This is a genomic window from Sphingopyxis sp. KK2, from assembly GCF_001990265.1.
In the GTDB taxonomy this organism is placed as follows: Bacteria; Pseudomonadota; Alphaproteobacteria; order Sphingomonadales; family Sphingomonadaceae; genus Sphingopyxis.
Window position 1 is genome coordinate 19168 of sequence record NZ_LYVN01000039.1, and the last position, 11365, is coordinate 30532.

The window sequence follows — 11365 nt, forward strand, 5'->3', positions numbered from 1 at the left end:
CAACCGCCGCGCTCCGCGCCGCCCACCCGCCATATTGCGCTTGCCAGCCGTCCCGGCGCATGGGATTGTGACAATTCGAGGGGCGCCCGGCGCGGCATCAAGCCACAGGAAAACAAGACATATGGGCTCGGTGTGGGCAGATCGGCTGATGGCGCTTTCGGTGCGCATGATCGGCCTTGTGATCATCGCCGCCGCGCTCGCCGGCGCCGCAGGCAGCTTTTTCTACAACCAGTCGCAGGAGGCCGATCAGGCAGCGCGCGTCGCGCTCCAGATGAACACCCGGCTGCGCGATCATGTCGCCGTGCTCGAAGGCGTGCGCGCGATGTACCAGTCCGACACCGCGGCGAGCGGCCCCGGCATCCGCGCCTATCTCGCCGCGCTGCAACCGCAGGAACAGGCGCCGGGCATGGAAGGCGTCGGCATCGCCGCCGCGATGCGCCGCGACGAACCCGCCACCGCCGAGGCGCAATTGCGCACCAATTATGGCCGCGACATCGCGGTCTGGCCGGCGACGAGCAGCCAGAAGGTCGGCTTCGCGGTTGTCCTCGTCGAACCCTATACCCCGCGCCGCAACGCCGCGCTCGGCTTCGACATGTACAGCGAGACCGTCCGGCGCGAGGCGATGCGCCGCGCCTGGCAGACCGGCCGCCCCGCCGCGAGCGGCATCGTCCAGCTCGCGCAGGAACGCGCGACCAACCGGAAACAGCCCGGCTTCCTGATCTACATCCCCGTCTATGCGCGGCGCCCGATCGAATCGCCGGCGCTGCCGGTTGGCGGCGAGCCGTCCGAAACCGACGCGCCGGTCATCGCGACGCTTCCCGGCCAGCGCCCGGTCGAGGCGTTCATCTACGCGCCCTTCCGCACCGAGGACATGATGCGAGCGATCCTCGGCAACCAGCTGGACTCGCTCGAAGGCGTCGAGGTGCGCGCAGGCAGCGGCCCGTCGGCGCCGCTCGTCTTTCGCCACGGCACGATCGGCTGGGACGCGCACCAACAGAAACTCCAGGTCGCCGACCGCGAATGGACGATCCGCATTTCCTATGGCCGCTTCATGGACCGGCTCGGCCGCCCGCTCGGCATCTTCCTCTTCGGCGTCGCGCTCGCCTTGCTCGCGATGCAGCTCCATCGTCTCCAGCATCGCCGCCTCGACGCGGCGCAGGCGCTCGCCGAGGAGCGCGCGCGCCACGCCGAGGATCGCGAACTGATGATCGGCGAGATGGCGCACCGGATGAAGAACGCCTTTGCGCGCATCGGCGCGCTCGCGCGCATCACCGTCCGCGAGTCGGCCAGTCTCGAGGAGTTCGAGGCGAAGTTCGACGGCCGGATGCGCGCGCTCTCGGACGCCAAGCAGATGCTCGTCACCGGCGCGGTCGATACCGTCGACCTCGACAAGATCGTCCGCCGCGAACTCGACCTCGCCGGCCGCACGCCCGGCGACATCCTCGGCCCCGATGTCCGCCTCGACGACGAGGCGGCACAGGCGATCTCGCTCGCGCTCCACGAATTCGTCACCAACAGCATCAAATATGGCGCGCTTGCGGGCAAGGGCGACCTCGCGATCGGCTGGCGCCGCGTCGAAGGCGACATCGAGCTGAGCTGGATCGAAAGCAATCTGCCCGAAACGCCGCAGATCGACAGCGAAAGCTTCGGCACCCACTTCATCCGCACATTGATCGAGCGCCAGCTCAAGGGCCGCTGGACCCGCAGCGCCGCCGACCACAGCCTTGCCATCACGATCCGCTGGCCCGACCGTGACGCCGGAAACTGACAACCGCTGGCATATCTGGATCGACCGCGGCGGCACCTTCACCGATGTCGTCGCGCGGTCGCCCGATGGCATGGTGGTCACCACCAAATATCTCAGCGAAGATCCGGCGCGTCCCGGCGACGCCGCGGTCGGCGCGATCCGCGACCTGACCGGCGCGGGGGCGGGCGACCTCCCGCCGCTCGCGATCCGCATGGGCTCGACCGTCGCGACCAATGCCCTGCTCGAACGCAAGGGCGAGCCGACGCTGCTCGCGATCACGGCGGGTTTCGGTGACGCGCTCACCATCGGCTACCAGGATCGTCCCGACCTTTTCGCACGACGGCTCGACCGCATTCCGCCGCCGCACGCGGCAGTGGCGGAGATCGCCGAACGCGTCGGCCCCGACGGCACGATCCTGACCGCGCTCGACGAAGACACCGCCCGCGCGTCGCTCCGGGATGCCCGCTCGCGCGGCTTCACCAGCATCGCGATCGTGCTGATGCACGGCTATCGCTACCCGGCCCACGAACAGCGCCTCGCCGAAATCGCGCGCGACCTTGGCTTCACCCAGATTTCGACCAGCCACGACGTCAGCGCGCTCATCAAGCTCGTCGGCCGCGGCGACACGACGCTCGCCGACGCCTATCTCTCCCCCGTCCTGCGCCATTATGTCGACCAGTTCGTCGCCCAGATCGGAGCCGGATCGAACCCGCAATTCATGAAAAGCTCGGGCGGCCTCGCCGCCGCCGCGGCCTTCCACGGCCGCGACGCGATCCTCTCGGGTCCCGCCGGCGGGATCGTCGGCATGGTCGGCAGCGCCGCGCCGCTCGGCAAGACGCGTCTCATCGGTTTCGACATGGGCGGCACCTCGACCGACGTCAGCCATTATGCCGGCCGCCTCGAGCGCGATAACGAGACGATGGTCGCCGGCACGCGCATCCGCGCCCCGATGCTCCGCATCCACACCGTCGCCGCGGGCGGCGGCTCGATCTGCCGCTGGGACGGCGCGCGCCTCAGCGTCGGTCCCGAAAGCGCGGGCGCCAACCCCGGCCCCGCTGCCTATGGCCGCAACGGGCCGCTCACCGTCACCGACTGCAACGTCCTGCTCGGCAAGATCCAGCCTGCTCATTTCCCCAAACTCTTCGGACCCGACGGCGACCAGCCGCTCGATCGCGATGTCGTCGTCCGCAAATTCGCCGCGATGGCGGCCGAGGTCGGCAATATCACCCCCGAGGCGCTCGCCGAGGGCCTGCTCGCGATCGCGGTCCAGCAGATGGCGAATGCGATCAAGCGCATCACCATCGCGCGCGGCCATGACGTCAGCCAGAGGTACAGCCTTATCGGTTTCGGCGGCGCCGCGGGCCAGCATGTCTGCCTCGTCGCCGACGCACTCGGGGTCGACGAAATCCTGCTCCACCCGCTCGCCGGGGTGCTCTCGGCCTATGGCATGGGGCTCGCCAGGCCCTCGGCGATCCGCGAGCGCACGCTGGCGCTCAAACTCGACGACGCTTGCGCCGGGACCCTCGCCGCCGCCGAAGCCGAACTGTCGGGGCAAGCCCGCGCCGATCTCGCCGAGGGTACGGCAACCACCCACGAAACCCTGCTCTTCGTCCGCCTCGCCGACAGCGACAATGCGATCGAACTCCCGCTCGCGCCTCCGCAGGAGGTCGCGCTGGCCTTCGCCGCCGCCTTCCGCAAGCGCTTCGGCTACGCCCCGCACGCCAATCTGGTCGTCGACCGCATTCGCGTCGAGCTGACCGAGGCCGGCGATGCCCCCGCCGCGCTGCCGCCGCCTGCCGCCGCCGAAGAAACGCCGCCCGAGCATGTCACCGCCTGGCTCGCCGGCGCGCCGCATGACGTCCCGCTCCACCAGCGCGAAACCCTCGCCCCCGGCTGCACCATCGCCGGCCCCGCGATCATCATCGACGCGCTGTCGACCACGGTGGTCGAGCCCGGCTGGACCGCGACGGTCGAGCATGAGGGGACGCTCAAACTCACGCGTGTTCCCCGGCGAAAGCCGGGGCCCAGCGAAACAAACATCGCGCGCGGCAGCGCATATCCTGCCTCACCTTCTGGACCCCGGCTTTCGCCGGGGAATGCGGCCCAACCCGACCCGATCCGCCTCGAAATCTTCAACAGCCTGTTCATGGCGATCGCCGAGGAAATGGGCGGCGCGCTCCAGCACAGCGCCTCGTCGATCAACATCCGCGAACGGCTCGACTTCTCCTGCGCGCTCTTCGACGGCGAGGGCCGCCTCGTCGCCAACGCGCCGCATATGCCCGTCCATCTCGGCTCGATGGGCGAAAGCGTGCGCACCATCCTGCGCCAACGGTCCGGGGCGGACGGCCGACCTGCCGACGGTCGCGGCATCAGGCGCGGCGACGCCTATGCGCTCAACGCGCCATACGACGGCGGCACGCACCTCCCCGACATCACCGTCATCATGCCGGTGTTCGTGGAAGGCGACACGCCCAGCTTCTTCGTCGCCGCGCGCGGCCATCACGCCGACCTCGGCGGCATCGCCCCCGGATCGATGCCCCCCGACAGCAGGAGCATCGCCGACGAAGGCATCCTCTTCGACAATGTCCTGATCGTCGACGGCGGGCATTTCCTCGACACGGAGGTCCAGGCGCACCTCACCGCCGGCGACTGGCCCGCGCGCAACCCCGCGCTCAACATCGCCGACCTCAAGGCGCAGGTCGCCGCCTGCCAGCGTGGTGCCAGCGCGCTCGCCGACCTCAGCGCCACGCATGGCGCCGCCACCGTCGCCGCCTATATGGCGCATGGACAGGCCCAGGCCGAAGCCGCCGTCCGCCAGCTCATCGCACGTCTCGACGACGGCGCCTTCCGCTATGCGATGGACAATGGCGCCGAGGTCGTCGTCGCGGTCCGGGTCGACCGCGCCGCGTGCCATGTCACGATCGACTTCACCGGCTCGTCGGCGACGCTGCCCGACAATTTCAACGCGCCGATGCCCGTCGTCCGCGCCGCCGTCCTCTATGTGCTGCGCACGATGCTCGACGATCCGATCCCGATGAACGAGGGCTGCCTCGCCCCCGTCACGCTGATCGTGCCGGAGGATTCGATGCTGTCGCCGAGCTATCCCGCCGCGGTCGTCGCGGGCAATGTCGAGACCAGCCAGGTCATCACCGATGCGCTGTTCGCCGCCTTCGGCGCGATGGCGCCCGCGCAGGGCACGATGAACAATTTCACCTTCGGCAACGAAACCCATCAATATTATGAGACGATCGCCGGCGGCTCGGGCGCCGGCCCCGGCTTCGACGGCACCAGCGTGATCCAGACGCATATGACCAACAGCCGGATGACCGACCCCGAAGTCATGGAAATGCGCTTCCCGGTGATCGTCGAAACATTCGCGATCCGCGCGGGTTCGGGCGGACGGGGTCAGTGGCACGGCGGCGACGGCGCCACCCGCCGCATCCGCTTCCGCGAAGCGATGAGCGCGAACATCCTCGCCAATCGCCGCACCGCCGCGCCGCGCGGCCTCGCGGGCGGCGGCGACGCCGCACCGGGCCGCAACTGGGTCGAACGCGCCAATGGCACGGTCGAAATGCTCGCCGCCACCGGCGGTGCCGACCTCGCGGCGGGCGACGCCTTCGTGATCGAAACGCCGGGCGGCGGCGGTTACGGGAAAGCGGGGGACTGAAGCATGCTCGTCCTGATCGGCATCGCCATCATCATCGCGGGCTTCCTGCTCCGCTTCAATCCGCTGCTCGTCATCATGGCCTCGGCGCTCGCGACCGGGCTCGCGGCCGGGCTCGACATCACCGCGATCATCGCCGCCTTCGGCAAGGCGTTCAACGATACGCGCTATGTCTCGATCATCTGGATCGTGCTTCCCGTCATCGGCCTGCTCGAAGCCTATGGGCTACAACAACATGCCCGCTCGCTGATCGCGCGCATGAAGGGCGCGACGCTTGGCCGCCTGCTCACCGGCTATTTGCTCCTCCGCCAGGCGATGTCGGCGGCGGGCCTGACCTCGGTCGCCGGCCATGCCCAGACCGTCCGCCCGCTCGTCGCCCCGATGGCCGAGGCCGCCGCCGAGGCGCAGAACCCCGCGCTCAGCGACGACCAGCGCGAGGAGGTAAAGGCCTATTCGGCTGCGACCGACAATGTCGGACTCTTCTTCGGCGAGGATATCTTCCTCGCCATCGGTTCGATCCTGCTGATGAAGGGCGTGCTCGAAGGCTATGGCTATGTCATCGAGCCGCTGCATTTCTCGCTCTGGGCAATCCCCACCGCGATCGCCGCCTTCCTGATCCACGGTTTCCGCCTCCGGCGCCTCGACAAGCGCATGCGCGCGGCGGAGCGCGGCGCATGATCACCCTCGACCATGTCTATCAGCTCGCGGGCATCACCTTCGCGCTTTTCGCGCTGCTCGGCCTCTACGACCGCAGCAATCCCAAGCGCTTCGGCAACGCCGCCTTCTGGGGGCTGATGGCGGCCTCGATGATCCTCGGCGACTATCTCGGCGATTTCTACAACGGCCTGCTCGTCCTCGCGCTCGTCGCGATCGCGGGCGCCGGCCAGATCGGCCGCAGCCCAGACGGCGAAGTCCCCGCCGAACTGCAAGCGACACGCGCCGCCCAATATGGCCATTTCCTCCTCCTCGTCGCGCTCATCATCCCCGTCGTCGCGCTCGTCGGCACCTTCCTCTTCAAATGGGTCCCCGGCCTTGCCGATCCCAAGCAGGCGACGCTCATCTCGCTCGCGCTCGGCGTGCTCATCGCGCTCGCCGTCGGCATGGCGCGCCTCAAACCGGCGCCTCTGCTCCCGCTGCAACAGGGCCGCCGCCTGCTCGACTCGGTCGGCTGGGCCGCGATCCTGCCGCAGATGCTTGCCAGCCTCGGTGCGGTCTTTGCCATCGCCGGGGTCGGCGACGTCGTCGGCGGGCTCATCGGCACCGCGATCCCGCAGGGCAGCCTGTTCGGCGCGGTGCTCGCCTTCGGGCTCGGCATGGCGCTCTTCACCATGGTGATGGGCAACGCCTTCGCCGCCTTCCCCGTAATGCTCGCCGCGGTCGGCATGCCGCTGCTCATCAAGCAATATGGCGGCGACCCCGCGGTGGTCGCGGCAATCGGCATGCTCGCGGGCTTCTGCGGCACGCTGATGACGCCGATGGCGGCGAACTTCAATCTCGTCCCCGCCGCGCTGCTCGAACTCAAAAATCCCTATGGCGTCATCAAGGCGCAGATCGGCACCGCGCTGCCGCTGCTCGCGGTGAACATATTCTTCATCTGGCTGTTTGCTTTCTGACATGCACCTCACCCCCGACCACGCCACCCGCTTCGCGACCGCCACCCTCGCCCACCTCGGCCGCGAATATCCGTACAAGATGGACCTCGTCCTCCTCGGCCCCGAGGATGCCAGGCCCCCGCGCGAGCATCATCCGATCTTCCACGGCAGCTTCGACTGGCACAGCTGCGTCCATGGCTGGTGGCAGATCCTCCGCCTCGCGCGCCGTTTCCCCGACCTGCCGGTCAGCGCCGACATCCGCGCCCGCGCCGACGACATGCTCGTGCCCGCCAAGGTCGCGGGCGAGCTCGCCTTCCTCGATCGTGCTTATTCGGCCGCGTTCGAGCGTCCCTATGGCTGGGGCTGGCTGCTCGCTCTCCATGCCGAGGCCGCGCACCACGACGCGCCCTGGGCCGCCGCGCTCGAACCGCTCGCGCTCGCCTTCGCCGCGCGCTTCCGCGCCTTCCTGCCGAAAATGACCTATCCGCTGCGCGTCGGGACCCATTTCAACATCGCCTTCGCGCTGCTGCTCGCGCGCCACTGGGCCGAGGGCCGCGATCCCGCCCTCGTCGCGCAGATCGACGCGCGCGCCCGCGACTGGTTTTCGGAAGACCGCGACTGCCAGGCATGGGAACCCGGCGGCGACGAATTCCTCTCGTCCGCCCTCACCGAAGCGCATCTTATGGCGGTCGTCCTCGGCGATGATTTTGCGCGCTGGTTCGACGCCTTCCTGCCCCGCACCGCGCAGCAGCAACCGGCGACGCTCTTCACCCCCGCCACCGTCTCCGACCGCAGCGACGGCAAGATCGCCCACCTCGACGGCCTCAACCTCAGCCGCGCCTGGTGCTGGCGCACCATCGCTGCCGCGCTCGGCCCCGCGCACCCCGTCAGCCCGGTCGCCGAAGCCGCGGCGCAGCAGCATCTCGCCGCCGCACTCCCGCACGTCACCGGCGACTATATGGGCGAACATTGGCTCGCGAGCTTCGCGCTGCTCGCGCTCGACGGGCTTTAGGAAGCGCCGCCCGCGAGCCACGCGCGCATCGCGCGCGCATCGGCGACCTCGGCATCGAGCGCCGGGTCGCCGCGCTGTCGCACCCATTGCCAGGCGTGGTCGACCATCCGCACCGGATAGGCGGGCCACACGCGCCAGCTGTCGGCGGGCACCCCGGCATAATGTGCGACGATATGTTTCGGCGGAAAGGCGCGGCCCCAGGCAAAGGCCGCCTTGCCGCGCTTGCCCCCCGCCTCGGCGATCTGCGTCGCAAAGCCGCGTTCGGCGCGCGCGTCCATATCCTGCAGCATCAGCGCCTCGGCGGCGGCGATCAGCGGCGCGGGCACCGGCGCCGGATCGGGGTCGCGGGTCTCGCGCGCCCCCATATATTTGGCGACCAGCGCGAACAGCAGCCGCGCGCCGCTGTCGCGTCCCTGCCCCGCCGCCGCCGCCCAGAACCGCGGCCAGTCGATCGCCGCCGCGTCGATCGCCTGCGCGACGTCGCTCAGCGTCTGCGGCCCGGTGTCGAACGGCTGGCGGCCATAGACGGCATGGACGACGAGGTGCAGCAGCGTGTCGGTCGGGTCGAGATAGGCGATGTCCGCCGGCCCGACCTTCGCGCGCACCCGCCGCGCCAGCAGCGCCGCCGTCGCCGCCGCGACCCCCGCGCGGTCCTCGCCCGCTTGCGGGTTCGACAGCCGCCAGTGGATTTCGAACGCCACCCGCTGCGGCCCCCAGTGCAGCGGCGGCAGATGCTTGTGGTGCGCGCGCGCAAAGTCGATCGGGGTGTGCGAAAATTTGCCCGGTTCGGCCCCCGCCGCGCTCATCGCCGCGTGCAGTCGCAGCGCATCCTCCTCCGACAACAGCAGGTCGATGTCGCGCATCGGGCGCAGCGCGGGCTGCGGATAGGCCTGCCACGCAAGCCACGCGCCCTTCAGCGCGGCATAGCGCAGCCCCTCGCGATCGGCGAGCGTACCCACCGCGATCAGCGCCTGCTGCACCGCCAGCGCGCGTTCGGCCGACACCCGCCAGCCGCGCGCCCAGCGCGCCCTCAGCGCCTCGGGCACCGGCCAGTCGGCCCCGCGATCGTCCATCTGGCGGTGGAGCAGCGGCGTCAGCCGATGCTGCTTCGCCATCTCGCCGATCAGCGTCCATTCGGCGTCGGACAGCGCCGCCAGCGCCGCGCGGTCGGCGCTACGGTCGCTCGCCAGCATGTCGAGCAGCAGATGGGCCAGCGCCGTGCGCCCGGTCATTCCGCCGCCTCCGCCTGCGGCACGATCCGCCCATCCTCGATCCGCACCAGCTGGTCTGCGAGGTCGAGCATCACCTGCCGATGCCCGATGATCACCAATGTCACCGCGCCGTGCAGCCCCGCGATCGCCTTGCGGATCGCCGCCTCGTTCGCGGGGTCGAGCGCGCTCGTCGGCTCGTCGAGCACCAGCAGTTCGGGCGACAGCAGCAGCGCGCGCGCGAGTGCGATGCGCTGCCGCTCGCCCCCCGACAATTGCTGGCCACGATCGCCGACCAGCGTGTCGAGTCCCTGCGGCAGCGCGAAGACGAACTCCGCCGACGCCTTTTCCAGCGCCGCGCGCAAGCCATCGTCGCTCGCCCCCGGCGCCGCCCATAACAGATTGTCGCGGATGCTCCCGCCCAGCAAAAAGGGCTGCTGCTGGACATAGGCGACCGATCGTCGCCACAGCTGGCGCGTCGCGCCCGCGATGACCACATCGTCGACGCGTATCTCGCCCACGTCCGCCGACAGCAAACCCATCAATATATCGGCAAGGCTGCTCTTGCCCGCCCCCGACGGCCCGACGATCGCGGTCGTCGTCCGCGCCGGCAGGATCAGGTCGATGTCGTGCAACGCCGCGCCCTCGCGCCCGGCATAGGTAAAGCCGACCCCGCGCAAGGTCACCGCGCGGACCAGCGCGAGCGGTGCGGCCTCGCGCGGCGCGGGCGCCTCGGCAACCGCCTCGGTCTCGCGGCGCAGCGCCTCGCCCTCGGCCATCGCCGCCGCCGAATGCAGCCAGCTGTGCCACGCCTGTTGCGCGGTCCCCAGCATCGGCACCAGCCGCGCAAAGACGAGCAGGATCGGGAGCAAGGCGGCGAGCGGCAGCCCGAGCACCGCCAGCCCGACATAGACCAGCCCCGCGAGCAGCGCCCCGCCGCCAAGCTGCAACGCCGTCCGCCCATGGCTCGCGCTCGCCGCAAATTCGACCTGCCGCGCGCGCAGCGACCGCAGCACCGCGCCGAACCGGTCGCGCTGCCGCGCCTCGCTGCCCAGCATCTTGGTGATCCGCACCCCGTCGAACCCCTCGGCAACCTCGGCCTGCAACGCCTTGTTCGCGCCGCTCAGCGCGCGACCGAGCTGCACCGCATGGCGCCGGTGCCCGGCAAAGCCGAACAGGATCACCGCCCCGCCGAGCATCGCGACCAGCGCGACCTGCCACGACAGCAGGAAGGCGGCGGCCAGATAGGCGGCGACCGTCGCCAGCGTCGCCGCCAGCGTCAGCAATTGCTGGAATCCCGAGCCGATGCGCCCGATGTCGGTGATCAGCAGGCTGGCATGGTCCGACGCGCGACGCGCGGCGAGCCAGCGCCACTCGGCCGACACCAGCCCCGCGAACAATTGCTCGCGGATATGGTCGACCATGCCGTGCTGCAGTTCGAGCGCCTTCATCGTCTGGACATGCTTGATGACCGCGCGCGCCGCGAGCAGCGCGAGAAAGATCAGCACCACCGACCCCAGCGACAACGCGCCGGCGAAACCCGAGAGCATCTCGCCGAGCCGTCCCGGCAGCGCGGGCGCATCGCCGTCGACCAGCGCCAGCATCGGCACCAGCATCATGATGCCGACACCCTCGGTCAGCGCGGCGAGGATCATCAGCGCGACCACCATGACCAGTTGCCGCCGGTCGGCGGCCGCCAGCATCGTCTTCAAAAGCGCGCGCGGTTCGATCGGGGGCGCCGGGCTGGAGGGGGTCTCAGACAAAGGCCGCGACCTCGACCAGCGCCGGGTCGACCGGATAGCCGGTGATCCTTTGCCCCGACGCGTCGAGCCAGGCATGCGCCGGCGGCGCCTCGGGATCGATCTTCACCGCGTTGCGATGGTCGCGCCACACGCCGAGGTGCAGCGTCGCGGCGATCCCCCGGCGCTTCAGCATCGTGCGCGCCGCCATCGCCTGCGGCAGGCACACCGCCTCGACCGGCAGCCGCCCGACGGCGAAGCGTATCGCCCAGCTCACCATCGTCGCAGCATCGTCGGGGCGCTCGCGCGGCGGCGGCGGCACCAGCGCCGACGGCGACACCGGCGTGCCGAGCCAGCGCGCGACGCGGCGAAAGGGCAGGGTCGCGACCGCGATCCGCGCCGC

The 11365-nt window shown here is 70.3% G+C and carries 8 protein-coding genes; 5 read left to right on the plus strand and 3 right to left on the minus strand.

Annotated features, from left to right (window positions below; genetic code table 11):
- The first annotated feature begins 121 nt into the window (after nt 1–121).
- From B1A78_RS08820 to B1A78_RS08840, 5 genes are read left to right on the plus strand one after another with little or no spacing between them, the layout of a single operon-like run.
- Entirely contained in the window at nt 122–1768 is a 1647-nt protein-coding gene (locus B1A78_RS08820; RefSeq protein ID WP_077146598.1) for a CHASE domain-containing protein, read from the plus strand.
- Complete coding sequence (locus B1A78_RS08825) at nt 1752–5414, plus strand: hydantoinase B/oxoprolinase family protein (protein ID WP_077146599.1); 3663 nt, start codon at nt 1752–1754, stop codon at nt 5412–5414. The genes B1A78_RS08820 and B1A78_RS08825 overlap by 17 nt, the downstream gene beginning before the upstream one ends.
- Before the next feature lie 3 nt (nt 5415–5417).
- Complete coding sequence (locus tag B1A78_RS08830; protein ID WP_077146600.1) at nt 5418–6089, plus strand: DUF969 domain-containing protein; 672 nt, start codon at nt 5418–5420, stop codon at nt 6087–6089.
- On the plus strand, nt 6086–7024 hold the full coding sequence (locus B1A78_RS08835; protein WP_077146601.1) for a DUF979 domain-containing protein: 939 nt from the start codon (nt 6086–6088) through the stop codon (nt 7022–7024). Before B1A78_RS08830 ends, B1A78_RS08835 begins: the two co-directional genes overlap by 4 nt.
- A gap of 1 nt (nt 7025) precedes the next feature.
- Nucleotides 7026–8015, plus strand: a complete 990-nt coding sequence (locus B1A78_RS08840; protein ID WP_077146602.1) for a DUF2891 domain-containing protein — start codon at nt 7026–7028, stop codon at nt 8013–8015.
- Here the strand turns inward: B1A78_RS08840 and B1A78_RS08845 are convergent.
- The 3 genes from B1A78_RS08845 to B1A78_RS08855 all read right to left on the minus strand — a co-directional run.
- On the minus strand, nt 8012–9247 hold the full coding sequence (locus B1A78_RS08845) for a nucleotidyltransferase family protein (RefSeq protein ID WP_077146603.1): 1236 nt from the start codon (nt 9245–9247) through the stop codon (nt 8012–8014). The genes B1A78_RS08840 and B1A78_RS08845 overlap by 4 nt on opposite strands.
- Complete coding sequence (locus B1A78_RS08850) at nt 9244–10926, minus strand: ABC transporter ATP-binding protein (protein ID WP_077146604.1); 1683 nt, start codon at nt 10924–10926, stop codon at nt 9244–9246. The genes B1A78_RS08845 and B1A78_RS08850 overlap by 4 nt, the downstream gene beginning before the upstream one ends.
- Before the next feature lie 52 nt (nt 10927–10978).
- Nucleotides 10979–11365: lasso peptide biosynthesis B2 protein (locus B1A78_RS08855; protein WP_077146605.1), on the minus strand; the 387-nt coding region annotated here is incomplete at its 5' end.